The sequence below is a fragment of the Collinsella sp. AF05-9 genome (genome assembly GCF_003465595.1).
In the GTDB taxonomy this organism is placed as follows: Bacteria; Actinomycetota; Coriobacteriia; order Coriobacteriales; family Coriobacteriaceae; genus Collinsella.
This window is the reverse complement of sequence record NZ_QSBB01000002.1, coordinates 108152-134132: the sequence shown is the minus strand read 5'-3', so window position 1 is coordinate 134132 and position 25981 is coordinate 108152. Positions and strand designations below refer to the sequence as shown.

At 59.7% G+C, this 25981-nt stretch carries 22 protein-coding genes; 19 read left to right on the top strand and 3 right to left on the bottom strand.

Annotated elements, in window-relative coordinates; genetic code table 11:
* The first annotated feature begins 103 nt into the window (after positions 1 to 103).
* The 11 genes from DWV43_RS01350 (at position 104) to DWV43_RS01300 (ending at position 12328) form a co-directional block, all read left to right on the top strand.
* Entirely contained in the window at positions 104 to 1186 is a 1083-nt protein-coding gene (locus tag DWV43_RS01350) for a DMT family transporter (protein ID WP_158569804.1), read from the top strand.
* Positions 1187 to 1368: 182 nt separating this feature from the next.
* On the top strand, positions 1369 to 2292 hold the full coding sequence (locus DWV43_RS01345; RefSeq protein WP_117640938.1) for a PTS mannose/fructose/sorbose transporter subunit IIAB: 924 nt from the start codon (positions 1369 to 1371) through the stop codon (positions 2290 to 2292).
* A 36-nt stretch (positions 2293 to 2328) separates the two neighbouring features.
* Positions 2329 to 3123: a PTS sugar transporter subunit IIC gene (locus tag DWV43_RS01340; RefSeq protein ID WP_006235136.1), complete on the top strand. Its 795-nt coding sequence runs from the start codon at positions 2329 to 2331 to the stop codon at positions 3121 to 3123.
* A 13-nt stretch (positions 3124 to 3136) separates the two neighbouring features.
* Positions 3137 to 3970: a PTS system mannose/fructose/sorbose family transporter subunit IID gene (locus DWV43_RS01335; protein ID WP_117640939.1), complete on the top strand. Its 834-nt coding sequence runs from the start codon at positions 3137 to 3139 to the stop codon at positions 3968 to 3970.
* A 198-nt stretch (positions 3971 to 4168) separates the two neighbouring features.
* Positions 4169 to 5152 carry an SIS domain-containing protein gene (locus DWV43_RS01330; RefSeq protein WP_233503150.1) on the top strand — a complete coding sequence of 328 codons (984 nt, stop codon included), beginning with the start codon at positions 4169 to 4171 and terminating at the stop codon, positions 5150 to 5152.
* Positions 5153 to 5311: 159 nt separating this feature from the next.
* Entirely contained in the window at positions 5312 to 5941 is a 630-nt protein-coding gene (locus DWV43_RS01325; protein WP_158549388.1) for an HAD family phosphatase, read from the top strand.
* 355 nt (positions 5942 to 6296) lie between these two features.
* Positions 6297 to 7304 carry a YitT family protein gene (locus DWV43_RS01320; protein ID WP_117640941.1) on the top strand — a complete coding sequence of 336 codons (1008 nt, stop codon included), beginning with the start codon at positions 6297 to 6299 and terminating at the stop codon, positions 7302 to 7304.
* A gap of 104 nt (positions 7305 to 7408) precedes the next feature.
* Complete coding sequence (locus DWV43_RS01315; protein ID WP_117640942.1) at positions 7409 to 8128, top strand: GntR family transcriptional regulator; 720 nt, start codon at positions 7409 to 7411, stop codon at positions 8126 to 8128.
* A 346-nt stretch (positions 8129 to 8474) separates the two neighbouring features.
* On the top strand, positions 8475 to 10457 hold the full coding sequence (locus DWV43_RS01310) for an ATP-dependent DNA helicase RecQ (protein WP_117640657.1): 1983 nt from the start codon (positions 8475 to 8477) through the stop codon (positions 10455 to 10457).
* 2 nt (positions 10458 to 10459) lie between these two features.
* The gene (locus DWV43_RS01305) at positions 10460 to 11215 is read left to right on the top strand and encodes a GntR family transcriptional regulator (protein WP_117816999.1); all 756 of its coding nucleotides are present in this window, start codon (positions 10460 to 10462) and stop codon (positions 11213 to 11215) included.
* 144 nt (positions 11216 to 11359) lie between these two features.
* Entirely contained in the window at positions 11360 to 12328 is a 969-nt protein-coding gene (locus DWV43_RS01300) for an SIS domain-containing protein (RefSeq protein WP_117816998.1), read from the top strand.
* Positions 12329 to 12705: 377 nt separating this feature from the next.
* On the opposite strand, the gene DWV43_RS01295 is transcribed toward DWV43_RS01300, so the two are convergent.
* Positions 12706 to 13683 carry an L-lactate dehydrogenase gene (locus tag DWV43_RS01295; protein WP_117816997.1) on the bottom strand — a complete coding sequence of 326 codons (978 nt, stop codon included), beginning with the start codon at positions 13681 to 13683 and terminating at the stop codon, positions 12706 to 12708.
* Between the two features lie 211 nt (positions 13684 to 13894).
* Between DWV43_RS01295 and metA the strand changes: the two genes are divergently transcribed.
* Positions 13895 to 14821 (top strand): homoserine O-succinyltransferase, encoded by a 927-nt coding sequence (metA, locus tag DWV43_RS01290; RefSeq protein ID WP_117816996.1) that lies wholly within the window; start codon positions 13895 to 13897, stop codon positions 14819 to 14821.
* A 23-nt stretch (positions 14822 to 14844) separates the two neighbouring features.
* On the opposite strand, the gene DWV43_RS01285 is transcribed toward metA, so the two are convergent.
* A complete protein-coding gene (locus DWV43_RS01285) occupies positions 14845 to 15441 on the bottom strand; it encodes a 5-formyltetrahydrofolate cyclo-ligase (RefSeq protein WP_117816995.1) in 597 nt (198 codons plus the stop codon).
* Between the two features lie 209 nt (positions 15442 to 15650).
* Here DWV43_RS01285 and DWV43_RS01280 point away from each other — a divergent pair, with 209 nt between their 5' ends.
* Entirely contained in the window at positions 15651 to 17306 is a 1656-nt protein-coding gene (locus tag DWV43_RS01280) for a zinc-ribbon domain-containing protein (protein WP_158569803.1), read from the top strand.
* A gap of 65 nt (positions 17307 to 17371) precedes the next feature.
* Here DWV43_RS01280 and DWV43_RS01275 read toward each other — a convergent pair whose 3' ends face one another.
* On the bottom strand, positions 17372 to 20437 hold the full coding sequence (locus tag DWV43_RS01275) for an insulinase family protein (protein ID WP_117816993.1): 3066 nt from the start codon (positions 20435 to 20437) through the stop codon (positions 17372 to 17374).
* Between the two features lie 481 nt (positions 20438 to 20918).
* Between DWV43_RS01275 and DWV43_RS01270 the strand changes: the two genes are divergently transcribed.
* The 6 genes from DWV43_RS01270 (at position 20919) to DWV43_RS01245 (ending at position 25655) form a co-directional block, all read left to right on the top strand.
* Positions 20919 to 21623: a GntR family transcriptional regulator gene (locus DWV43_RS01270; protein ID WP_117563729.1), complete on the top strand. Its 705-nt coding sequence runs from the start codon at positions 20919 to 20921 to the stop codon at positions 21621 to 21623.
* 135 nt (positions 21624 to 21758) lie between these two features.
* Positions 21759 to 22178, top strand: a complete 420-nt coding sequence (locus DWV43_RS01265) for a PTS sugar transporter subunit IIA (RefSeq protein WP_117629024.1) — start codon at positions 21759 to 21761, stop codon at positions 22176 to 22178.
* A gap of 71 nt (positions 22179 to 22249) precedes the next feature.
* A complete protein-coding gene (locus tag DWV43_RS01260) occupies positions 22250 to 22723 on the top strand; it encodes a PTS sugar transporter subunit IIB (protein ID WP_117634363.1) in 474 nt (157 codons plus the stop codon).
* Positions 22724 to 22917: 194 nt separating this feature from the next.
* On the top strand, positions 22918 to 23952 hold the full coding sequence (locus tag DWV43_RS01255) for an SIS domain-containing protein (protein ID WP_117629022.1): 1035 nt from the start codon (positions 22918 to 22920) through the stop codon (positions 23950 to 23952).
* An 81-nt stretch (positions 23953 to 24033) separates the two neighbouring features.
* Positions 24034 to 24807, top strand: coding sequence for a PTS sugar transporter subunit IIC (locus tag DWV43_RS01250; RefSeq protein ID WP_117563725.1), 774 nt, complete (start codon positions 24034 to 24036; stop codon positions 24805 to 24807).
* On the top strand, positions 24807 to 25655 hold the full coding sequence (locus DWV43_RS01245; RefSeq protein ID WP_192924133.1) for a PTS system mannose/fructose/sorbose family transporter subunit IID: 849 nt from the start codon (positions 24807 to 24809) through the stop codon (positions 25653 to 25655). Before DWV43_RS01250 ends, DWV43_RS01245 begins: the two co-directional genes overlap by 1 nt.
* Positions 25656 to 25981 lie beyond the last annotated feature (326 nt).

Sequence of the window (25981 nt, the reverse complement as noted above, 5' to 3'; positions counted from 1 at the left end):
AAAACGGATCACTTTTCCGCTCGCCGATTTGTGCCTTGAAAAATGTATATAACGACTATAACGTAGTATGAAACATATTGGAAACAATACCGAGGAGGCTGCGTTGAAGAAAAGCAATCTGGGCTATGTGCTGGTGCTGATCGCCGCGCTTATGTGGGGCAGCATCGGAATCTTTGTAAACGGCATCTCGGCCATGGGCGTTACGTCCCAGAGTATGGCTGCCTTTCGCTTATTGGTCGGAGCGCTTATCTTGGCGCCGGTCCTGATGTTTATGGGCTGCCGTCCGGGTGAGGGGTCTACCGTGGCTCAGGGTCCGCTGGCCCTGTTCAAGGCAAGCCCTAAAGAGCTTGTTCCCTGCGCACTTGTCGGTATTGTCGGTTTGGCCGCCGCCAACACCTGCTATTACGAGTGCATGCACGAGGTGGGCATGTCCACGGCCTCGGTGCTGCTCTACACCTCGCCGGTGTTTGGCGTCGTGCTCGGCCGCGTGCTTTATCGCGAGGACGTGACCCCCAACAAGCTCGTTGCCATCGCTTTTAACATAGGCGGCTGTGTACTTGCAGTGACCAATGGCGACCTTTCCGGTTTCCATTTTTCGGTTTGGGGCGTCACGTCGGGCGTGATTGCAGGCCTTTGCGGTGCGTCGCTCGCGGTGTTTAGCCGGATAGCAACCAAGACGGTCCACCCGCTGGCTGTCACGTTTTGGGGCCTTGTTTTTGGCGGTGCGGTTATGGCAGCTATCGCGGCTCCGTGGCCGGATGTCGCCGCGGCAATGTCGCCACAGCTGCTGCTGCTGTTCCTTGGCTTTGGACTCATCCCCACAGCCGTGGCTTACATCTTATATATGCAGGGTCTGTCCATGGGGCTCGAGACATCGAAAGTTCCCGTCGTAATGTCTTTCGAGACGGTCGTCACCGTAATAGTGGGCATTGGTGTCTATGCCGAGTCCGCCGGCGCGATCAAGGTTCTGGGCATTGTGCTGGTGCTCGCGTCCATCCTGATCATGAACACCGACTTCTCCAAGCTGCGCAACAGTGTGTTTGTCGGTCATGTCGCTGAGAGCATGACTTTTAAGCCCAACGCGTGGTGGACGGAGAAATCGCAGGACATGGATCTGTTTAAGGAACGCACCGGCATCGCGCTGGAGCCCACCGTGCAGGAAAGCCCCTGGTACTTCGTGCGATAGGGGATTGGCGAGGCGTCTGACCGGGTGTCGCCAAGACAGCGCCGGCCTACCCAGCCCCAACGTTTCAGGTACGTTAAACCCGTCAACGGTCGATTTTCACCCGCGAACGGTCTTTATACTAATTAGCAATATCCGCAACGTATAAGACGTTATAATGACCATAACGAAAAGGAGGAGGCAAGATGAATCAGATCATTCTCGCATCTCATGGCGGCCTGGCCGCAGGCGCCAAAGACACGCTCGAGATGGTTCTCGGCGACGTGTCGAACGTCCACGTCGTGTCGCTTGCTCGTGACGACAAGGAGCCCATCACCAATAAGGTGGACGCCATGATCGCCACGTTCAACGCGGACGACACCGTCTATGTGCTGACCGATATGCTCGGCAGCTCGGTCAACAACAGCATGGTCGAGCTTTCCAAGAACGGCACGAAGTTCACGGTTGTCAGCGGTTTCAACATTCCGCTGGCACTGACGCTCGCTATGAGCCCCGCCCCCGTCAAGGGTGCCGAGCTCGCGGCCCTCATCAACGAGGCCCGCACCGGTCTGACCAACCCCAACGCACCGGTCGAGGTCGCCGCGGCTCCCGCCAAGAAGGCCAAGGCGTCCCGTCACAGCTCCGGTCCCGCCAAGATCGTCCTCGCACGTCTTGACTACCGTCTGCTGCACGGCCAGGTCGTCTTTACCTGGACCACCAAGGTTCAGGCCGAGCGCATCATCGTCGTCGACAACGCTGCCGCCAACGATGACATCAAGAAGGGCGCTCTTAAGCTGGCCAAGCCCCAGGGCGTGCGCCTGAACGTCTTCACCGTCGAGCGTGCCCTCGCCAAGATGGACAAGCTCAACACCCTCGGCGAGCGCGTCATGTTCGTCTTTGGCAACACTGCCGAGATGCTGCAGTTCTGCCAGGGCTACAAGCTCGACGCCATCAACCTGGGCGCCACCGCCAACCACGACGGTGCCGAACAGGTCGGCGGCAAGGACAGCTCCGTCTTCTTCGACGCCACCCAGAAGGCCGACGTCAACCAGCTGCTCGACATGGGCATTAAGCTCTATGTCCAGCAGACCCCTACGTATCAGAGCGTCGACATCGACGCCAAGCTGTAATCAACCAGGCTTTTGCCTGACTGAAAGGAGAAGGGTATGAATACGTTCATCAGTGCGGTGCTCGTCGGCCTCGTCGGCGTGTTCTGCATGTGGGACTCCCGCCTGCTCGGTCGTCTTAACTTCGAGCAGCCCCTCGTTGGCGCTACGCTCGTCGGTCTGCTGCTGGGCGATGTGCCCACCGGCCTTGCCGTCGGTGCCGCCGTCGAGCTCGTGTCCATGGGCCTGGTGCAGGTCGGCGCCGCCGTTCCGCCCGATATGGTCCTGGGCGGCATCGTGGCCGCTGCCTTTGCGTGCCTGACCGATGCTTCCGCCGAGACCGCCATGACGATCGCCATCCCGGTCGCCGTCCTGGGTCAGCTCCTCGGCATCGTGTTCCGTTCCATCATCGCCGCCCTCACTCATGTGGCAGATAGCGCGATCGATAACGGAAAGTTCAAGACCGCCTACCGTATGCACATCTGCGCCGGCTCCGGTCTGTACGCCGTCATGTACTTCCTGCCGATCTTCCTCGCCGTCTTTGTTGGCACCGACCTGGTTCAGGCCATCGTCAACATGGTTCCCGAGTGGCTGTCCACCGGTCTTAACGTTTCGACCAAGATCATGACCGCCTACGGCTTGGCCCTGCTGCTCACCATGATGATCAAGAAGGGTATGACTCCGTTCCTGTTCATCGGTTTCCTGCTCGCCGCTTACCTCAACCTGTCCGTCATCGCGGTCGCTCTGATCGGTGTGTGCCTGGCTGTCGTCTTCATGGGCTTCAAGTTCAACGGTTCCCATGCAGCCGCCGGTGTCGATTCCGACTACGATCCGCTCGAAGACGACGAAGACTAAGGAGGAACACACTATGGCAACCGCAACCAAGGACGTGTCCCTGAACAAGAAGGTCAGCCAGTTCTTCTGGCGCTCCTGGGCCATCCAGGCCTCTTGGAACTACGAGCGTCAGATGAACATGGGCTTCCTCTACGGCATGGTTCCCACGCTCGATCGCCTCTATCCGGACGAGTCCGACCCCAAGCAGCTCGCTGCTAAGAAAGAGGCTTACCACCGTCACATGGCGTTCTACAACTGCACCCCGCAGACGAGCGCTTTCATCCTGGGCCTCGCCGCCTCCATGGAGGAAGAGTACGCCAAGGATCCCGAGAACTTCGACCCCGATTCGATCAACGCGGTCAAGACCTCCCTTATGGGTCCGCTTTCCGGCATCGGTGACTCCTTCTTCCAGGGCACCATCCGCGTTATCGCCTTTGGCCTGGGTGTTCAGCTGGCTCAGCAGGGCTCCATCATGGGCCCGATCCTGGCCATGCTCATCTCCATCGTGCCCTCTGTGCTGATCACGTGGTTCGCAGCCAAGATCGGCTATCAGGGCGGCCACGAGTACCTGAGCAAGCTCCAGGGCGGCGACCTCATGGAGAAGCTCATGTATGTCTGCGGCATCGTGGGTCTTATGTCCGTGGGCGGCATGATCGCTACGCTGATCGGCGCCACCACCCCGCTGCAGTTCGCTGAGGGCACCGTCGTGATTCAGGACATCCTGGACGGCATGATGCCCCAGATGATCTCCCTCGGCCTCACCGGCCTTATGTACTGGCTCATCAAGAAGAACGTCAACACCGGTTGGCTTCTCGTGATCGCCATCGTGGGCGGCATCGCCCTCTCCGCGGCCGGCATCCTGGCCTAGTCGCGACCAAGCGTCTAACCGCTTTCCCCGGGGGCCTGCCTGGCATCCCATACCCCAGGCAGGCTTCCATCCCTAGATGTGTCAAAGGGACAGTTCCTTTGACACATCCTCAACGGGCCGGCGACTCGGTCCAAACCACGGTAACCCTGCGAGCGCCCGGCAATGTGGCGCCGCAAAAAATCGAAAGGAATGTGTCAGATGTACGAGATCGACCTTAACCTCCCTAAGCAGATCGTCGCTGACGTCCTGTCCAACCACGAGATCCACAGCGTCGCCTTCGTCGGCTGCGGTGCTTCCATGTCCGACCTTTACCCTGCCAAGTACTTCCTGGCCAACAACACGGACAAGCTGAACGTTCAGATCTTCACCGCTAACGAGTTCAACTACGACACGCCTTCCTGGGTCAACGAGCACACCTTCGTGATCACCTGCTCCCTCGGTGGCTCCACGCCCGAGACCGTCGAGGCCAACAAGACCGCCAAGAAGCACAACTGCCCGGTCGTCTCCCTCACCAACAAGGCCGGCTCCGCTCTGACCGTCGACGCCGACCACGTCATCGTTCACGGCTTCCATGCCAACTACGCTGCCAAGTGCGAGAAGCCTGGCTACGCCATCGCTCTTGCTCTCGAGATCCTTCAGCAGACCGAGGGCTATGACCACTACGAGGACATGATCACCGGCCTCACCAACGTCTTCGAGCTCTGCGAGAACGCCGCTCAGTCCGCCAAGGGCCTCGCCAAGCAGTTCGCCCAAGACTTCAAGGACGACAAGATGATCTACTTCATGGCCTCCGGTGCCTCCGAGAAGATGGCTTATTCTCACGCCGCCTTCCTGTTCACCGAGATGCAGTGGATCGACGCCGCCGCCTACAACACCGGCGAGTACTTCCACGGCCCGTTCGAGGTTTCCACCGAGGGTAAGCCCTACGTCTTCTTCATGTCCGACGGTGCTACCCGTCCGATGGACGCTCGCGCCCTCACCTTCCTTAAGCGCATGGGCGCCAAGGTCGCTCTGATCGACTCCAAGGACTACGGCCTGGCTGACGCCGTGCCGGCGAGCGTCGTCACCTACTTCAACCCGCTGCTGCACCTCGCCGTTATGCGCGAGTACGGCAACCAGATCGCCGAGGCCCGTCAGCACCCGCTGACCATGCGTCGCTACATGTGGAAGCTTTCCTACTAATCACAAGTAAGTAGACCTTACGGGTTGATTGAGAGGGGATGGGGTTTACACCCCGTCCCCTTTTCTGTTTTGGGAGGGCGTGTTCGTTGCGCCGCAAAACCCCAGATAAAACCTACCAAAATAAACCTGTCTCTTTTTGGCAGGTGGGAGGAGATGCGTATGATCAAGGCAGTGCTGTTTGATATGGACGGCGTGCTGGTCGATACCGAGTGGTTCTACAACCGTCGCCGCGTGGCGTTTATGGAGGAGAAGGGCTTCCACTTTGACGAGATTCCCGATCTTTCGGGGTCTAACGAGCCTGCCATTTGGGAGGCACTGGTGCCCGACGATGTCGAGCTGCGCGAGCGCCTGCGTGTGGAGTACAAGCAGGTCTACAGCCCGGTCCACCCCGTTCCGTATGCCGAGCTGCTCAACGAGCAGACGGAGCCGGTGATGCGCGAACTGCACGAACGCGGCGTGAAGTGTGCCATCGCGAGCTCGTCCTACCGCGAGCTCATCGACGAGCTGGTTGAGATTGCCGGTATCGCCGACGTGCTGGACTACACCATCAGCGGTCACGAGTGCAGTGCGTTTAAGCCCGACCCCGAGATCTACCTGCGTGCCATGGAGACGCTGGGAGTTGACCCCGCCGAGTGCCTGGTTATCGAGGACTCGCCGTTGGGCATCGAGGCTGGCAAGCGCTCCGGCGCCCGCGTCCTGGCACTGCGTCCGCATGAGGGCGTCAACCTGGACCAGTCCGCCGCCGACGTCGTCATCGACAACCTGACCGACATTTTGGCCGCTCTGTAGTGTCAATCCACCGCGAGAAGCACTGGTTCACGCGTCATTTGCTGCAGATTGGCTTAATTTGGCATCAATTTAGATCCGTTTGGCTTCGATTCGGGCTAAGTGAGTAGACTTTTTGGCGCAGGCCGGGCACAAAGCGTTTCTGACTTAGTAAAACCGCAGGTCACAGAGGTGGCTGTTATTGGCTGTGCTCGGGAGGTCGCGAAAAGTCTACTCACTTAGAATTTGGGCCTTTGGTTGTGGGGTTACCGGTCCCGTTTTGGTTGTCGAGAGAGGGTGAATTGAGGCGCCCTCTGTCGCTCCATGCTACAATCGCCGACATGCCCCACAACTACATCTGCCTTCGAAGGGAGCCTACGTGGCGAACGCCATCGATCAGCTCACGGACCGCGTGCTCGTGCTCGGCCGCCTTACCATCGTTCGCCGCGCTATTACCGCTGTGGCGGTCACCATATCAGCCGTTCTCCAGACATTTCTGATCCAGGCGTTCATTCAGCCCGCCGATCTGCTTCCGAGCGGTCTCACAGGCGTCGCGGTCCTGCTCGATCGCGTTACCTCGCTTGGCGGCGTTCATATCGACATCTCGCTCGGCATGCTCGCGCTCAACATCCCCGTGGCGCTCCTATGCTGGAGCGGCATTAGCAAGCGTTTCGTCATCTTCTCGATGATGCAGGTCATGCTCTCGTCGCTGTTCCTCAACATCTTTCATTTCGCCCCGTTTTTGGGCGACAAGATCATGCTCATCATTTTTGGTGGCGTGGTCTCGGGTCTGGGTGCTGCCATCGCGCTCAAGTCCGGTGCATCAACCGGCGGCACCGACTTTATCGCGCTGTGGGTCTCCAACCACACGGGCAAGACCATCTGGGGTGTCATCTTTGGTTTCAACTGCTTTATCCTGGCGATCTTTGGCTTTATGTTTGGCTGGGACAACGCGGCGTACTCCATCGTGTTCCAGTTTATTTCGACCAAGACCATCGACAGCTTCTATCATCGCTACGACCGTGTGACGCTGCAGATCACAACGCGCAAGGCCGATGAGGTCATGACCGCCTATGTTGACCATTTTCAGCATGGTATTAGCTGCGCCGAGGTCATCGGCGGATACAGCCGTGAAAAGATGTACCTGCTGCACACCGTTGTCTCGACCTACGAGAGCCAGGACATTATCAAGCTAGTGTGCGACATTGATCCCGGCGCCGTGATCAATGTGTTCCACACGCTCAACTTTGTGGGCGGCTGGTGGGGCGGTCATGTCGACGAGCCCATGCCCACGGCCGTTCCCGATCCCGACAAGCCCGCTCGCATAGCGAGTCGTCAGGCGCGCCTCAGTGAACAGGACAGCCTGCAGCAGGACGACGGCAAGTAAGGATTTGCTGTATGTGGTGTATCGTTTTATCAAACTGAGATAACATATAAAAAGACGTTATATACGTATTAGTTATTTCGATATTTTGATAAGAGTGATCAGATATGCCTGCGCCCAAAAATGCACCGCTTTACCAGCAGATTTACGACGAGATCAAGGATGCGATTGAGAAAGGTGTTTATGCACCCAAGGAGCGTATTCCGTCCGAACTTGAGCTTGCCGAGCAGTACGAGGTGAGCCGCATTACGGTGCGCCGCGCCGTCGAGGAGCTCTGCTCCGATGGCTACCTGGTTAAGCAGCAGGGCCGCGGCACCTTTGTTTCCACGCCGCACATCAATCGCCAGTTTCACGCCTCGACGCTGCAGACGTTTACCGCGCTGTGTGCCGATAACGGCATGAAGGCCGGCGCGCATGTGGTCGATCGCCAGATCGTTCCGGCGCGCCAAAACGAGATGGAGTTTTTTGGCCTGCGGAAGGATGCGCTGCTGCTGCATATCAAGCGCGTGCGTACGGCCGACGGCGAGCCCATCTTTGAGGAGAACATTTTTGTGCCGTTTGACGCTTACCGTGAGCTGTTGACGGCCGATCTTGAGGACAAGTCGATTTTTGCCGAGGTCGAGCGTGTTGGCGGAACGCCGATTGTCTCGGTTGGCTACCGCACGGTCGAGGCCGTTCGCGCCAACGCCGAGCAGGCCGCCGAGCTGGGCATTGCCCCGCACGACCCGCTGCTCAACCTGCGTGCCGGCTTTATCGGCCCCAATGGCGAGCCGGTTTTGATGGGTAAGCAGTACTACGTGGGATCGCGTTACGTTATGGTCATGTAAGTTACGCGGTTTTACCAAACCGCGTAACGGGCCGACGCTGCGCGCCGCCCAGGGCGACAATTTGTCATTCAAAAGGCGAGGCATGACCAGAAGGTCTATGCCTTGCCTTTTTCATGCCAACTTGTTCGCCCTGGACGTCGCTCGCTGTCCGTCCTCTACCTGCGGCGGAGTAGTCATTGCACTCATTGGGGACAGACTTAAATGAGTAGTCGTTAGGGATATTCTTGTTTGACTAGTCGTTTAAGAACGTCCCCAATGACTACCCATGTCGTGGTCGGCAGCCGTGCGGCACCGGTCCGCGTGGCGGCGTATAATCGGCGGCAGATGACTTGGACGTTAGGAAACCATGACCGATAGCATGCAACAGACGGCGCTCGACACGCTCGGCGCCTATTTTGGCTACACCTCGTTTCGCCCGGGACAGGACCGCATGGTCGATGCGATCCTTGCCGGTCGCGATGCGCTGGGTGTTATGCCCACGGGCGCCGGCAAGTCCATTTGCTACCAGGTACCCGCGCTCATGCTGCCCGGCATCACCTTTGTGGTGAGTCCGCTGCTGTCGCTTATGGAGGACCAGACCCGCGCGCTGCTCGCGGCGGGTGCGCGCCCCAGTTATCTCAACTCCAGCCTTACTCCGGCCCAGCAAAACACCGTGCTCAAGCGGGCGCGCGAGGGCCGCTACCAGCTTATGTACGTGGCGCCCGAGCGCTTGCTCGAGCCACGCTTTTTGGCCTTTGCGCAGGAGGCCGCGGCGGACGGCGGCATTGGCGTGCCGCTCGTGGCCATTGACGAGGCCCACTGCGTGAGCCAATGGGGCCAGGATTTCCGTCCCGCCTACCTGCAGATTCGTGAGTTCATCGATTCCCTGCCGCAGCGCCCCATCGTGGCGGCCTTTACCGCTACGGCGACTGAGCGTGTGCGCGCGGACATTCAGCAGATGCTCGGCCTGCAAAATCCCGCGACGGTGGTGACGGGCTTCGATCGCAAGAACCTCTACTTTGGCTGCGAGGAGATGGGCGACAAGGCCAAGGCCGCGTGGGTGCGCGACTATGTGATCGCACATTCGAGCGAGAGCGGCATCGTGTATTGCTCGACCCGCAAGACCGTCGATGAGCTCGCCGGCGAGCTTGCCGAGGCGCTGGGCCCCAGCGGCATTCACGTTGGTCGCTACCATGCCGGCATGGGCAACGACGCCCGTCGCCAAAGCCAGCGCGCCTTTATCGACGACGATATCCAGGTGATGGTTGCCACCAACGCCTTTGGCATGGGCATCGACAAGCCCAACGTGCGCTACGTGATTCACAACAACGTGCCCGAGAGCATCGAGGCATACTACCAAGAGGCGGGTCGAGCCGGCCGCGATGGAGACCCGGCCAGCTGCCATCTGCTGTGGAACGGTAACGATTTTCGCATGCGTCGCTTTTTGATCGACCGCGGCGATGCTGCCGATGAGGCGCTCGACGACGAGCAGCGCGCGTGGGCGCTCCAGAATCGATATCGCCTGCTCAGCCAGATGGAGGGCTACTGCAATACCACCGGCTGCCTGCGCGAATACATGCTGCGCTACTTTGGCGACGAGGCCGCGGCCGAGCATGCTGCCGCGGCTGGTGCGGGCAGCACCGCCACGGACGACGCCGAGGGCTGCGGCAACTGCAGCAACTGCCTCACGAAGTTCGAGGTCGAGGACGTCACCGATATGGCCCGCGCCGCCGTGCGCTATGTGGCCACGCGACCCATGCGCTTTGGCAAGTCGCTGATCGCTGATGTGCTCCACGGCGGCAACACCGAGCGCATTCGCCAGATGCATCTGGACGAGGACCGCGGCTACGGTGAGCTGTCGAGCGAATCGGTCGGGCGCATCAAGGACATCATCGGCCAGCTGTGCGGCCGCGGTTATTTGGCAACCTCGCAGGGGCAGTACCCGGTCGTGGGACTGGGTCCGCGTGCCGGCGAGGTCGAGGATGAGGCGTTCGCCTTTACCGTTAAGCGTCGCGCGTCCAAGCGCAAGGCCTCGGCTCGCGCCCGCCGTGCGGTGGATCTGCTGCGCGAGGAGGCTGAGCTGGATCAGCGCCCGCGCGTGGGCGACGATGCCGAGCTGTTCGAGCGCCTGCGTGCCTTGCGCAAGGAGATCTCGACCGAGCTGGAGATGGCGCCGTACATGGTCTTCTCCGACAAGGCTCTGCGCGGTCTGTGCCGCCTGCGCCCGCAGACGCGCGACGAGCTTATCCAGGTCAACGGCATTGGCGAGAAAAAGGCCGACGCCTTTGGCGAGCAGTTTATGGCGGCGATTGAAGAGTTTGAATCCGAGCATGCACGGGATGGAGCGTAACGATGGCAACCGACGATAAAACCGGCCGCGCTGGCGCGTCCGCCGTGCCGCTGTACCAGCAGGTCATGGACGACCTAAAGGGCGAGATCGCGCGCGGCGTGTACCCTGCCGGTTCGCGCATTCCTGCCGAGATGGAGCTCGCGAAGTCCTACGGCGTGGGGCGCATCACCGTGCGCCGTGCCATCGAGGAGCTGTCGCGCGCGGGGTATCTCCACCGACAGCAGGGGAGGGGCACCTTTGTGTGCGCTCCCAAGCTCAAGCGCAAGATTGTCCAGAAAGGCGACGTCCAGAGCTTTTCCGAGGGTTGCGCTGCCAACGACATGGTGGCCGGAGCACGCCTGGTGTCGCGCACGGTGGTTGCGGCGACGCGCGAGGACGCGGCGTTTTTTGGGGTGGAACCCGGCTGCGAGCTCATCGTTGTCGAGCGCGTGCGCACGGCAGACGGCGTGCCCGTCATGCTCGAGAACAACGCCTTTGTGCTGGCCGACCATCCCTACCTGCAGACGCTGGCCGATAAGGACCTCACCGATAACTCGATCTTTGCGCTCGTTGCCGAGCATTCGGGCCGCGCGCCGCTCAAGTCCGACCCCTGCACCGTGGAGATTGCGCTGGCGGATGCCCAGACGGCCCCGCTGCTGGGGGTGCCGGTCGGCGAGCCGCTCTTCTATATGGAGGCGTACTTTACCGATGCGGACGAGCGGCCCTTGCTGCTCGGACGCCAAAAGATCGTGGGCTCGCGCTACGTGTTCGACATCTAACATCCACAGATAGAACAACATAGAACAAGTTTGGCGAAATGGCTTCACGAGCGTCGTCGTGCGTGCTATAAATAGGACAACATAGAACGACAGCAGGTACGAGCTGCCGTCATCCAAAGCCGCCACACAAGGAGGAGCGTCACCGTGAACGCACATGATCTGGTTCAGGAAATTATCGAGCGCAAGGGCAAGATTGAGAATGTCTTTTGGATTGCTTGCGGCGGTTCGATGATCGACCTGATGCCGGCCAACGAGCTGCTTAAGCGCGAGGCCACCACGTTTACCTCGACGGTCTACACGGCACGCGAGTTTTGCCTGATGGCCCCTAAGAGCCTTGGCGAGAAGTCGCTCGTTATTGCCTGCAGCCACAGCGGCAACACGCAGGAGGTCGTTGATGGCTGCGAGATGGCGCTGGCAGCCGGTGCCGAGGTCGTTGCCCTCACCGACTGCGAGGGCTCCAAGATCGATAACGGCAAGTGGACCACCTGGGTCTATCCGTGGGGCGAGGGCGTGTCACAGGCCGAGGTGCCGCAGGGCATCGGCGCTCTGATCGCCGCCGAGTTGCTCGACCAGCAGGAGGGTTACGAGGCGCTCGCCGACATGTATGAAGGCCTTAAGCAGATGGACGCGCTGCTGCCCGCCGCGCGCGAGAAGGTCAACGCCGAGCTGGGCGCCCGTTTTGCCGAGCTCTGCCAGCAGCACAAGTTCTTCTACATCCTGGGCTCCGGCCCCAACTTTAGCCAGACCTACGCCATGGCGATTTGCTCGCTCATGGAGATGCAGTGGCAGCACTGCTGCTACATCCACTCCGGCGAGTATTTCCACGGCCCGTTTGAGGCCACCGAGCCCGGCGTGTTCTACTTTGTGCAGCTCGGATCGGGCGAGTGCCGCCCCATGGAGGAGCGCGCGCTCGCGTTCCTCAACACGCACACCGACACGATTATGGTGCTCGACGCACTCGAGTACGGCGTGGGCGACGTGCCTGCCAGCGTGCGTTCGTACCTGGAGCCGATCTTCTTCTACAACATGAGCTGCGAGCTGCGCGCCGCCCGCGGAAAGGTGTTCGACCACAGCCCCGAGATTCGTCGCTACATGGGCATCGAGCAGTACTAAGTACCGGGAATTATCTTTTTTGACGGGGCCTGCGCCACGCGCGGGCCCCGTTTTGCGTTGTGGCGGCTGGATTTGTGTTTGCGCGAAAACGAAGGTGAATACTTTTCCGCGAAGTGAACGACCTATTTTGGACTCCCGAAGCATCCACACTTTTTGATGCCAAAACTGCAGGAAAAACTCGGCGAAACCGCAGGAAACGGCGCCTGAAAAGTGTGGATGCTTCGGGGGCTCGTTTTTGCTCGTTCACATCGCGGAAAAGTATTCACCTTCGATTCGCAAACGTGTTGCATGAGCAAAAAAGCGGGCCGCGCCGGGGATTTCCGGCGCAGCCCGCTTAGTATCGCGCTTAGATTCGCAAGGTTGCGGCAGCCAGCGGCCTACTTTGCGTCGTATGCCTCGGCGTCCCACCAGTCGAGCTGGGCGATATTGTCGCGGATGTGCTGGCAGCTCTTGTGGAAGCCCTCGAGCTCGTACTCGGACAGGTCGAGCGTGTAGACCTCCTCGACGCCCTCGGCGCCGATCACGCACGGCAGAGACGTGAAGATGCCCTCCTCGCCATACTGGCCGGTCATGAGCGTGGAGGCGGAAAGCACGGCGTGCTCGTTGTGCAGCACGGCGGCACAGACGCGCGCGGCGGAGTTGGCGACGGCGTACTCGGTGCACTGCTTGCCCTGGTAGGTCACATAGCCGCCCTTGCGCGCGAGCTCCTCGACCTCCATGTGGTCGAAGGCGTACTTGTCGGGGTTCTCGGCCTGAAGCTCGTTGAGGCTCTTGCCGGCGATGGTCGCGGCCTTAAAGGCGGCAAGCTGGCTAAAGCCGTGCTCGCCGATCATGTAGGCATCGATGGACTTGGGGCTCACGCCGACCTTCTTGGAGATCTCGGTGCGCAGGCGGGCGGAGTCCAGACCGCAGCCCGAGCCGATGATCTTCTTGGGATCGTAGCCGGTCAGGTGCCACAGCTCGGTGCACACGACGTCGCAGGGGTTGGAGATGGAGACGAAGATGCCGTCAAAGCCGGTGTCGACGATGCGCTTGGCAAAGGTGCGGGCGGCGTCGGTGGTAAAGAACAGCTCACCGTCGCGGTTGCCGGCGGCCAGCGCGACCTTACCGGCAGCGTTGACGATGACGTCGCAGCAGGCCAGCTCCTCGTAGTGGTCGTAGCAGTTGACGATCTTGGTGTTGTACGGGACAAACGAAAGGGAGTCGCGCAGGTCCTGGACCTCGGACGTCACCTTGGCCTCGTTGATATCGCACAGGTACAGCTCATCGGCAATGCCCTGCATAAGCAGGCTGTTGGCGACATGTGCTCCTACGTGGCCCTGGCCGACCACACCGATCTTACGCGTCTGGTACATATATGTATCCTTTCGGCCGAGTTTTTCGCGTCGAACCATTGTAGCGTCCTGCCGTCACTTTGCTAGACTAAAGCGCCGTAGATTTTTGGGAGATGCCTTAATCTCTACTTTTGGGGTGATTTGGGCCGCTGACGGCATCGCTGGGCGATGTGCTCGCGCGGATGGGGCCGCTCGTTGTACCATAGCTGCAACTGACTCGTAAGGAGCATCCATGCCCATTCGCATCCCCGACGCCCTCCCTGCCGCCGCGCAGCTCGAGAGCGAGAACATCTTTGTCATGACCGAGTATCGCGCACTGCATCAGGACATCCGTCCGCTGCGCGTGCTCATCCTCAACCTCATGCCCACCAAAATCGCCACCGAGACGCAGATCATGCGCAAGCTCTCCAACACGCCGCTGCAGGTGGAGGTGGACCTGCTGCGCACCAAAACGCACGAGGCCACGCACGTAAGCGCCGGCCACCTGGAGACGTTCTACCGCACGTTCGACGACATCCGCGACATCCACTACGACGGCCTGATCATCACGGGCGCGCCCGTGGAGCAGATGCCGTTCGAGGAGGTCGACTACTGGCCCGAACTCTGCCAGATTATGGACTGGTCTACCACGCACGTGCACTCCACGCTGCACATTTGCTGGGGCGCGCAGGCGGGGCTCTACCATCATTACGGTATCCAGAAGTATGATCTGCCGGCAAAGGCGAGCGGCGTGTTCGAGCATTATCTGGTGAAGCCGCAAAGCCCGCTGGTCCGCGGCTTCGACGACCGCTTCTATGCCGTGCATTCGCGCAACACCGATGTGCGCCGCGAGGACGTGGAGGCCGAGCCGCAGCTTGAGGTCGTGGCCGTGTCCGACGAGGTGGGCCTGTATATCGTCAAGTCGACCGACAGCCGTCGCTTCTTTGTTTTTGGCCATCCCGAGTACGATACCGACACACTGCGCCTGGAGTACGAGCGCGACGTGAAGCGCGGGCTTAACCCCCAGGTGCCGGCGCATTACTTCCCAAACGACGACCCCTCGGCCGAGCCGCGCAACGTCTGGCGCAGCCAGGCTCAGTTGCTCTATACCAACTGGCTCAACTACTACGTCTACCAGACCACGCCCTACGACCTGGCCCGCGCCGGCGAGGAGCACTAGGCTGTCGGGAGGTACGCTGGCATTTAGGCGCTGACGATGTTGGGCAGCGGCAGGTCGTGGGCATCGGTGGGAACGCCGTCGACGCGTTGCTCGTCAAAGGCGATGCCGATGATTTGGCATGCGGGCGAGAGCATGGGCAGGTAGCGGTCGTAGCAGCCGCCGCCGTAGCCCAGGCGCGCGCCGGCGCGGTCGAATGCTACGAGCGGCACGACGATCATGTCGAAAGCCTCGGCAGACACGATAGGGAAGCGGTCGCTGTCGACGTCCGTGGCCGCGAAGGCCCGCGTAGGGTGGGCGATAAACGGGGCCTCGGACGCATCGCCGGCAGAGACTGCCCGCATGCACATGCGCTGGCCGCATGCGGCGGCGTCGCTTGCCGAGAGCATGCACGGATAGGCTACGCGCCAGCCACGCACGACGGCCGCAGCGGCAAATGCGGAAGGGTCGACTTCGGAACCCATCGCGGCATAGACGGCAACGGTGCGCTGGCCCGCAGCGCCACTGGACTCCAGCAGCTCAACCAGCCGCACACAGATAACGGCGGACTTTGCCGCCCGCACATCCAAACCAAGTGCATCGCGCCGGGCAATCACCGCCCGCCGCAGCTCAACCTTATCCATTCCGGCCCCCTCTCCCAAACCTGCCAAAAAGGGACAGGTTTATTTTGGCAGGTTTTATCTGGGCAAACGCGACGGATTCACCCCAAACCGCCACAAAGGCGCCTGTCTCTTTGTGGCGGTTTGGCTCCCGCTTGGCTTTGTTGCGCAACAAGGGCTGCATTTTTGGGTTTACCTTCATGGTGGAAGGAATGAACCGAAAGGAGCCCGCCATGTTTTGTCGCTCGTGTGGCACGCCGCTTGTCGACGACGCCCTCTTTTGCCCCGTCTGCGGCGCGCCCGTAGCACCCGACCAGGTCGCGGCCACGCAGCAACCCCAGCCTGCCGCGCCCGCTCCCCAGCAATACGTGTCCGTGCAGCAGCCCGCGCGACGCAAGCGTTCCAAGAAGCCTCTCATCGCCCTTGCCGCGGCACTTGTCGTGGCGGCGGGCATCGGCGGTGGCGCGCTGTTCTACTTCACCCAGATCGCGACCACCCCAATCGACGAGAAAACCTTCCCGGACAGCGGCATGCGTGCGCTTGTCTCGACCAAGTACGACACTAACGGTGACGGCCGCATTTCACGCGACGAGGCCAAGGCGGTGACATCGGTCGAGCTGGACGACATCACGTCGACGCAGGGCCTGGGCAAGGTGTTCCCCAACGTTACCAGTGTGGAATATGGCGGGGACAAACTCGTCAACCTGGACCTTTCGGGCTGCGGCGACCTTAAAACCGTCGAGCTTAACTCGGCGAGTAATGTTACCGTCGTCAATCTGGACGGTTGCGACGACATCGAGAAGCTCGACCTCAAAAATGCCGAAAACCTTAAAAGCATCGATCTTTCGGGCAAAAAGAAGCTCGCCACGTTGGCGCTGCCGCAGGATACGAAGATCACCGGCATTAAAGACACACAGCTCGACGAGCTGTGGCTGCCGGTGTCCTACGAGGGTACCGATAAGAGCGATACGTACGGCGATATCTACGAGATCGAGCGTGACGAGAACGGTTACGTCACGGGCTTCACGTCTGCCGTCAAGCAAGGTGGCGGCGTAAGCTACAGCGTCGAGCACGATGAGTCGCATCGTATCTCTGAGATTGAGGAAGATTTGGCGGGCGGTTACGAGAACGTCAACACGTTTACGTACGACGCTGACGGTAACGTCACGCGCATCGACTGCGATGCCGACATTAGCGATTCGTCGAGCACCACGACGTTTACCTACGACGCGGACGGAAACCTGATCAACAAGACGACCCACGCGGGCTACGGCGAGAGCGCGAGCACGTATGTCTACCAGGACGGCAACATGGTGACCAACACCGATACCAGTCCGGCCAATCCTCGGACGGTCGTGTATTCGTACGGATACGACAAGGATCGCGTGACGTCCTTTACGCTGGACTGCCAGGGCGACACGGTGGGAACTACGTGGACGATTACCGCGGGCTACGAGTATGACAAGGACGGCAACATTTCGCGTATCTCGCCTGTGGCATATGACTCGCATGGCAACGATTACGGCTCGCTGAACTCGTATGCCGCGGTGGATTATTCGTACAGCAACGGAAAACTCGACAGGATCGATTCCGAGCGCGGCGGCTATGCGGAGTTTTACTATGACGACCACGGTAATCTGACGTCGGTCGACGAGTATGCCGGCCGCGGTTCGGATGCCGAGTTTGAGTTTGAGCACGAGGTCGAGTACCAGCGCTACTTCTGCAGCAAGCACGAGAAGAACAAGCCGGAGGAGTGGATTCGTCTGGATGCAGAGTACGACGTCGACCAGGGTAGCTGGAGCAATGACTCCGACTATGGTCGTGAGTGCTTTGCAACCATGTACAAGCTCGATCCGCTGGCGGCCAGGCTGAACCCGTTCATCAAGTAACGGCTCGCCCGAAAACCACCACAAAGGGGACAGGCACCTTCGTGGTGGTTTTTGCTTGCGGTGCGTTAGCCCAGCAGGTCGACTACGTTGAAGCCGGCGTTGCTCTTGGCGATGACGTCGCGGCCGCCAAAGACGCAGGTGGGCGACGTGGCTGCGATGCGCGTCACGTCGGCGCCGAGCGAGCGCAGCTCGGCGGGTGTGGCCGCGAGCATCTGGGCACGGCGTTCCTCGCGCGCATGCGGATCGAGCCCGGCCAGGTAGGTCGTATTGCGGCGCTTGGTGAGCGCGTACGGCTTCACGGGCGCGTCCATGCCGCTCACGCAGCTCACGATAAAGCCCTCGAAGGCGGCCTCGTCGGGATCAAAGCTGCCGAGCCATTCGCCTGCGCGCGCCACGCGCTCAATCGAGGGGTCGATTGCCGGGTCGCGGTAGGTGTAGAACGCCGCCTGACGCTCGCCGGCAGCGCGGAATCCGCAGCCGTACGCACCGCCCTTCACGCGGATCTCGTTCCACAGGTAGTCGTAGGAGAGCGCGTTGGCGGCAACCGCCCAGGCGCCCGTCACGTCTAGCCCCAAGCGACGCGGGTCGCACGCGCTTGCCGCAAAGCAGATGTCACTGGGGATAACAAAAGCCTCGTGGCGGTCGCACGGCGTCGGCACTACGAGCGCATCGCGGCCGGCATCGGCGCCGTCGCCCGCGCCAAGCCCCAGGTCGCCCGCGGCATCCCAGTACGCGTCAAAGTCCTCATCGCTGCCGGTAAAGCTCGCCATGCAGCCGTCGGCCACAAAGATGCGGTCTGCCAGCTCGGCAAGCTTGGCACGCAGGCCGTCCAGACGCTCGTCAAAGTGCTCGAGCAGATCGCGCAGGAACAGATAGAAGTCCACGCCAGAAAGCTGCTCGCGAACCACGGCCGAAGGCGAGCTGTAGCTCATCGCGCGACCCAGCGCCGCCGAGTGACCGTTGTTGATGAAGCCCTGTTCAAGCCCAATGCGAATCTGCGTGAGCACGTCGCGAACGCGGTCGGCATCGGCATCGAGCAACAGCGTGCTCGACCATACCTCGCGCGGCAGACTCGCCAGCGCATCGATCTTCTCGGACAGGGCGCCGGCGCTCACCAGCAGGTAGGGGCGCACGCCGTCCACTTCGGGCTGCGTCATGACTTCGGTCGTAAAGCTCAAAAAGCCGAGCTTGCCAGCGAGCAAGTTGTCGAGTTCCTCGGCCGAGTGCTCGCTCGTGGGTAGTTGTTTGAGCAGGCGGCAGAGCAGCGTCACGTAGGGCAGGTCCTCAAATGCGACGCAGCTCAGGTCGAAGTACTGCATGGCGTAGGCCAGGCGGTTGGTGGGGATGCCGTGGCGCAGACAGGGGATGGGCGCGGTCGTGTCCACAACGAGCGGCGGCTCGGGGCGCGCCTCGCCAATGTCGGATACGCGGAGGCGCGGCAGCGTGGCCTTGTCCTCGGGCGTGTCCTCGGCCTCCTGCGCGGCACGCAGTACGGCCGTGCGCTCGACCACATCGGCCAGCTCGGCATCGGTCATGGCGTCGCGCTTGGCAGCCAGCTCGGCAGCTTCGGCGCCCTCCGCACCCTCGGCAGCGTCCACCGGCACCAGCTCGACCAGCGCCATGTGGTCGTTTTCCAGCACCAGCTCGCGCAGCAGGTCCTCAAAATAGCTGCTGTCCAGCTCGTCGCGTAGCTCCTCGTACACCGGGCCATACTTGAGCGCCAGCGTCGCGGCGTCGTCATCGTAGAGCCACGTGCTCAGCGCGTCGCACGCAATGGCTACGCCGTCGGCGATGCCATAGTCGCGCTGGCGCAGGTCGTACTCGTTGCTGCTGATGATGGCTTCCAGGCGCTCGCGCGGAACGCCGTGCTCGCACAGGTCGCGGCAGGCGTCCTGGAACACGCGGCGCAGCTCGCGCGCCACGCCTGGCTGCGCGTTTTGCAGCATGATGAGCTCGTAGGGCTGCAGGCTCTCGGCCGCTGTGTAGCTCACCACGTTGCCGCCCAGGCCGGCGGCCAGGATGGCCTTCTTAACCGGCGCCTCGTTGGAGCCAAGCAGCGCCTCGAACAGGATGTCCGCCGCGATCGTGCGCTTGCGGTCGAGCGCGCTGCCCAGCACAAGGCCCAAGCCTACCAGGGCGTTCTCGGGCGTGGTGGCCATCTCGACGCGCTTATACTCGCAGGTCACGGGCGTCTGCACGCCCAGCGGATTGGGCGCCAGCGCGGACGGGTCCTCGCCGGCGGCAACGGCGGCGTCCATGCGGCGGCTCGCGGCACTCGACTGCGACAGATAGCGCTCGTCCAAAAACGCCAGTGCGCGGTCCACATCCAGGTCGCCATAGAGCGTTATATAAGAGTTGGAAGGATTGTAGTGGCGCGCGTGCGTGTCCAGGAACTGCTCGTAGGTGAGCGCGGGAATCGCGCGCGGGTCGCCGCCGCTCTCGTGCGCATAGGCGGTGTCGGGATAGAGCGCGGCGTTGACGGCGTCGTCCAGCACGCTCATGGGGTCGGACAGTGCGCCCTTCATCTCGTTAAACACTACACCGTTATAGCGCAGCGTGCCCTCGCGTAGATTTTTGGGACATGCCTCAAAATCTACCTCACCGGCGTCGCCCTCGCCCTCGGCGCCCTCCGGCAGGTCCAGCTCGTAGTGCCATCCTTCCTGCTCAAAAATGGTGGGCTTGGTATAGATGGCCGGGTTGAACACCGCGTCCAGGTACACGTCCATCAGGTTGTACAGGTCCTGCTCGTTGGTGGTGGCAACGGGGTAGATAGTCTTGTCGGGGTAGGTCATGGCGTTGAGGAACGTCTGCATGGAGCTCTTGATCAGGTCGACAAACGGCTCCTTGACGGGGAACCTGGCCGATCCGCACAGCACCGAGTGCTCAAGAATATGGAACACGCCGGTGGAATCGGCCGGCGGCGTCTTAAAGCCAATGGCAAAGGCCTTGTTCTCGTCGTCGCACGCCAGGTACAGCAGGCGCGCGCCCGAGGCGGCGTGGCGCAGCACGTAAGCGTCTGCGTCGAGCTCGGGCACGGTCTCGCAGCGCTCGACGGTAAAGCCGTGGCAGGTGGTTCCGGGCACCAGAAGTGCAGCAGCAGCGGCGCGCGGGTCGGTTGAGGTGGTGGGCATATGCAGTCTCCTTTGACGCCCCAGCGGGGGCGAATCGAGTCGAATCCCCGAGAGTATACCCATATGGGGCCTTCGACCAATCTGCCGGATGAGCGTGGATTTTCTGGCACACGAGCGTGGAAATTCGGACGTCTGCCGCATGAGCGTGGATTTTCGGACGAAATCGGCCGCCAAAAGCCCAAAAACCGTCCAAATATCCACGCTCGCGCGTCAAGTACGTATCTCTCACCTCACATTCATCTCTACGACGTGGGATGAATGTGAGACAGGTAGAAGATAAAAATCAATCGGCTTATCGGATGCATATACCGCCATCAGATTGAAGCTGTATGCGGAAATGGATGGACTCTACACCGCTTACGCAAAATAACCCCTCGTTTGCTAAAACATTATAGGAAATGGCGTGGAGTGCTAAAAAGTTCTAATACAATATAAGTCATTTATCTATAGGCTGCTGATTCCTTGTAAAGGTATGGTTGATATGGTTGAGGCAAATAGCGTTATCCCCCTGTACAAACAGATTGTCCGTGCGCTTTCTGATTCGATCGCCAACGGCACGTACCGCCCGGGAGATAAGCTTCCGACCGAGGCGGAGCTTATCGAGCAATTTGGCGTGAGCCGAATAACGGTTCGCTCCGCAATTAAAGAAATGGAAGATGCTGGGCTTGTTGAGAGGGCCCGCGGCAAGGGCACGTTCGTTTCGTCGGACACGCAGATGTATGCCGCGGACGACCGTGAGAGTTTTACCCATTCGTGCCAGCTTGCGGGCAAACAGGCGTCTACCAGGGTTCTCGAAATGGGCTGGGACTTCCCAAGTCTGCGAGACGCGAAGTTCCTGGGCGTAGACGATACCCAAAAGGTATTGCGTAGCCGTCGTCTGCGCCTTGTGGATGGCAAGCCCACGATGCTGGAAACCAATAGCTATTCCGCTGCGCTTTCTTTTTTGGAGCATGAGTCTCTCGATGATTCGCTGATGGCGGTACTCGATCGCCAGGGGATCAAGATGGGTCCCAACACGCGTACGCTCGAGGTCTGCTATGCGAGCGAGCTCGAGGCGGCATACCTTAACGTGGAGCTGGACTCTTCGCTGCTTCTGTTTGTCGATAGACGTTATGCCCCAAGTGGCGAGCCGCTTTTCATCTCCCGTCAGGTGTACTGCACCGAGCGACTGAAGTTCTATTTGTAAATTAGCGATAGATTGGTCGATTTACCGACCAATTGTTACCGTTCGCGGATTTGGAAAATAGACACACCACGTAGGGTAGATTGCTAATATACTTTGTTATGACAATATAGTACGTCCTATTGGTATTGGAGAACTATGAATAAGATATTGCTAGCGAGTCATGGTTATCTCGCCCAAGGCATGAAAAGCTCTCTGGAGATTCTGATGGGCACCAACGACCGAATCGAGTGCCTGTGCGCCTATGTCGATGACGATTCAAGGGACGTCGCGGCGTTGATTGATGCATGGATGGAGACGAGGGACCCTGCCGACTCTTGGTTTGTCGTGACTGACATCTTTGGCGGCTCTGTAAACAACGAATTCATTCAGAGGCAGACCGACGGATCGTTTACGTTAATCGCTGGAATGAACTTGCCGCTGCTGGTGGAAATGGTTACACAGCTGGACTCCCTGGATGCGGACAAGGCCAAAGCCGCGGTCGAGGGATCGCGTTCGTTTATTCAGCTTTGCGAGGCGGCGGACATGCTTGCCGGCGCCGAGGAAGAAGAGTTCTAGTTAGTTCTGGTTCGAGCCCTAGCTGGGGGCCACACCTGTCATTCCCTTTATCACGTGCGGAGATGATAACGATGATTAAGCTTACGAGAGTTGATTACCGACTGATTCACGGCCAAGTTGCCATGTCCTGGACTCACGCTTTGGATGTAGATTGCATCTTGCTTGCCAGCGATGCTGTGGCAAAAGACGACATGAGGAAGGCGGCCTTGAGGCTCGCCCGCCCCAACGGCGTTAAACTCGTCATCAAGGATGTTGACGCTGCTATCGAGGCGCTCAACAGCGGCGTTACCGACAAGTATTCGCTGTTTATCATCACTGAGACGATTGAAGATGTCTATCGTCTCGCTAAGGGTTGCAAAGACATCAAAGAGATCAATCTGGGCGGAACCCGAAAGACCCCTGAGACCACGCTTCATCCGACCCCTGCGATCTTTGCGACCGAGAAAGATGCCGAACATATCCAAGAGCTCCTGGGTGATGGCGTGGCCATCGAAATCCGTCAGGTCCCCAATGACGCTAAGGTGTTTGCCAAGGACGTTTTCTAGCCGGAGACGCGTTGATGCTCGGCATTTATTGAACCAATGCTCTATGCCTATGCCCGTCGATCATTTGATCGGCGGGCTTTTTATTAAAGAAAAATCAAAAAAATCTGAAATAGTTCTTGCATAGTTAGATATATAAAGTATTATAACGTCATGGGATGAATGAAGGGTTCATCCAAGTGAGTTAGGAGTAAGGGATGTTCAATTTCGATGAGCCTCGTTACGAGAAGGTTGTGAGCGATGCCCTCGCTCTCCGTCCTCAGATTGAGGCTGCCGTGGACAAGGTCTGCGAGCAGGGTTATTCCAACATCTTCTTCATCGGCTGCGGCGGCACCTGGGCCCACACGCTCCCGATGAAGTATTGGGTCGAGACCACCACGGCCGACGTCGACGTCCACTGCGAGATCGCCGCTGAGTTCCTCGCATGCCCGCCCAAGACCTTCAACAAGGACTCGGTCTGCGTCTTCTCCACCCGTACCGGCACCACCCCCGAGATCATCGAGGCTGCCAAGTTCTGCCAGGAGCAGGGCGCCCGCACGCTGATGTATGTCTCCAACGACAACACCCCGGCCACCGAGTACGCCGATTACAAGTTCTTCAGCTTCGCCGAGGACGACGTTCTGTGCGAGGCCATCTACACCTACCAGATCACGCTGGTCGCCCGCTTCCTCAAGAACGCCGGCGCCTTCCCCAAGTACGACACCTTCATGGAAGAGTTCGGCAACATTGCTCCGTACCTCATCAAGGCCAAGGACGCTCAGGACGAGCGCTGCGCCGCCATGGCCGAGGACTTCAAGGACACCGATTACCACATGGTGATTGGCTCCGGCATGCTCTGGGGTGAAGCCTACGACTACGCCATGTGCATCCTCGAGGAGATGCAGTGGATCAAGACCAAGTCCATCCACGCCGCCGAGTTCTTCCACGGCACCATCGAGCTGTGCGAGGAGGGCACGAGCCTCATCATGCTCTACGGCGAGGACGACACCCGTAAGCTCATGGACCGCGTGGACAACTTCACTCACATGCTCGCCGACGAGAAGGGCGTCAACGTCCGCGTGAACAAGTTTGACACCGCCGAGGTCGAGCTGCCGTTCAGCGACCCCGAGTTCCGCAAGATCGTCTCCCCGATGGTCACCTACACCATCACCGAGCGTCTGAGCTGCCATCTCGAGCACGTCCGTAACCACCCGCTCACCACGCGTCGTTACTATCACCAGATGAACTACTAATCCTCTCAAATTGCTGCGGTTGTCTGCAGGCGAGCTGCGCAGAATGCCTCGCCTGCAGACCTGTTTCTGGGGTTGATCGAAATGGTTGTCCAGTATCTTCTAGTTGCACTGGTCGCATTTATTGCGTCCATGGACGAGCAATTATTTGGCATTACGATGCTTGGTCGTCCGCTGTTTACGAGCCTGTTTGTCGGCTTGATCCTTGGCGATGTCCAGCAGGGCGTTATCGTCGGCGCTGCTTTGGAGTCCATGTTCATGGGCGCCATCATGGTCGGCGCGGCGGTTCCTCCCGAGGTCTATGCCTCCGGCGTGCTTGGCTGCGCGTTTGCTGTCATTACGGGTACAGGCACGGCAACTGCCGTCGCGCTCGCCCTTCCCGTCTCCGTCTTCCTTCAGGTGTGGCGCAACTTCTGCTACGCCGTTCCGGGTGCCTTTGCCTGCAAGAAGATTGAGACCGCTCTGGCAAATCGCGATCTTGCCAAGGCAAATCTGTACCATCTGACCATCGTGCCGCTGTCGATTGGCATTCCGTCTGCACTGCTGGTGTTTGGCTCGCTGTTCTTTGGTGCCGACCTTATCAACAATGCGCTCAACGCGATTCCGCAGTTTGTGATGGACGGCCTCAACGTTGCGTCCGGCGTCATGGTCTGCATCGGCTTCGCTCTTCTTATCAGGACCATGGGCGATAACAAGCTCCTTCCCTGGCTGTTCCTGGGCTTCATTATGGTCATCTACCTCAAGATGGACGTGGTCGGCGTCGCCGCAGCTGCCATTTGCGTCGCGCTGCTCCTGGCCTTCCGCGAGGGCTCGTCCGGTCCGCAGACGGTTGCTGCAGATGAAGAGGAGGACTTCTAATGGCTATCCAGAACACCGACCTCAAAGAGGCCAAGAAGGACGCGATTATGACTCCCGATATGTATCGGAGCATGTTCCTTCGCCAGTTTACGAGCCAGTGCTCGCAGTCGTACGACAAGATGATGGCAATGGGCTTCATGTACACCATTCAGAAGCCCCTGCGAAAGATCTATCCCAACGACGACGATTACTATGCGGCGCTCGATCGCCATACCGAGTTCTTTAACATCACGCCTCATGTGCTTCCGTTTGTAGCCGGCCTAACGGTTTCGATGGAAGAGCAGGCGGCTGCCGATAAGAACTTCGACACGTCCTCGATTAACGCCATGAAGGTCGGCCTTATGGGACCGCTTTCCGGCATCGGCGATTCGTTCTACTGGGGTACGTTCCGCGTGGTTGCCGCCGGCATTGGTATTGGCATCGCTTCGACGGGCAACCCGCTCGGCCCCATCGTGTACGCGCTTATCTACTCCGTGATTAACTTTGCAACGCGTATCGTCGCCGCCCATCTGGGTTACGACTTGGGAACCAAGTTTTTGCAGCAGTCCGAAGAGAGCAACCTTATGTCTCGCATGACGCATGCTGCCGGTGTTCTCGGAATGACCGTTATCGGCGCCATGATTGCGGCACAGGTCTCGCTGTCCACGGCTTTGACCTTTGACGTGGGTGGTTCGGAGATTGTCCTGCAGGATCTGTTCGATTCGATCTTCCCCGGTCTGCTGCCCTTGCTGGCAACGTTCGCTTGCGTTGCCCTCTATAAAAAGGGCGTCAAGACCATTTGGATCATCTTGGGCATCTTCGCAATCTGCATCATCGGAACGGGCTTGGGAGTGTTCGCGGCGGCGTAATGTTGACTGCTATGCTCGCGCGTTGGATAACTAACTGACCGTTTGAAAACGGGGCTCGGCGTAAGGCCGGCCCCGTTTTTTATTTGAGGGATTTTCCGACCGTCCAAAAAATCACACTCGTCCATCACTCACGCATCTCTCATCTCTCATTCGTCACTAACACGAGAGATAGCTGAAAGACGAGAGATAAATATGAGAGATAACTGAGCAGCAAAGAGACAGGCAATCATGGTATTATCTCAATACCGATTGTTCTACCGGCAAAAACATGTTTAAATGGAACAGATGACAGACATCTTATCTTTCATCTCTCACTCATCTCTAAT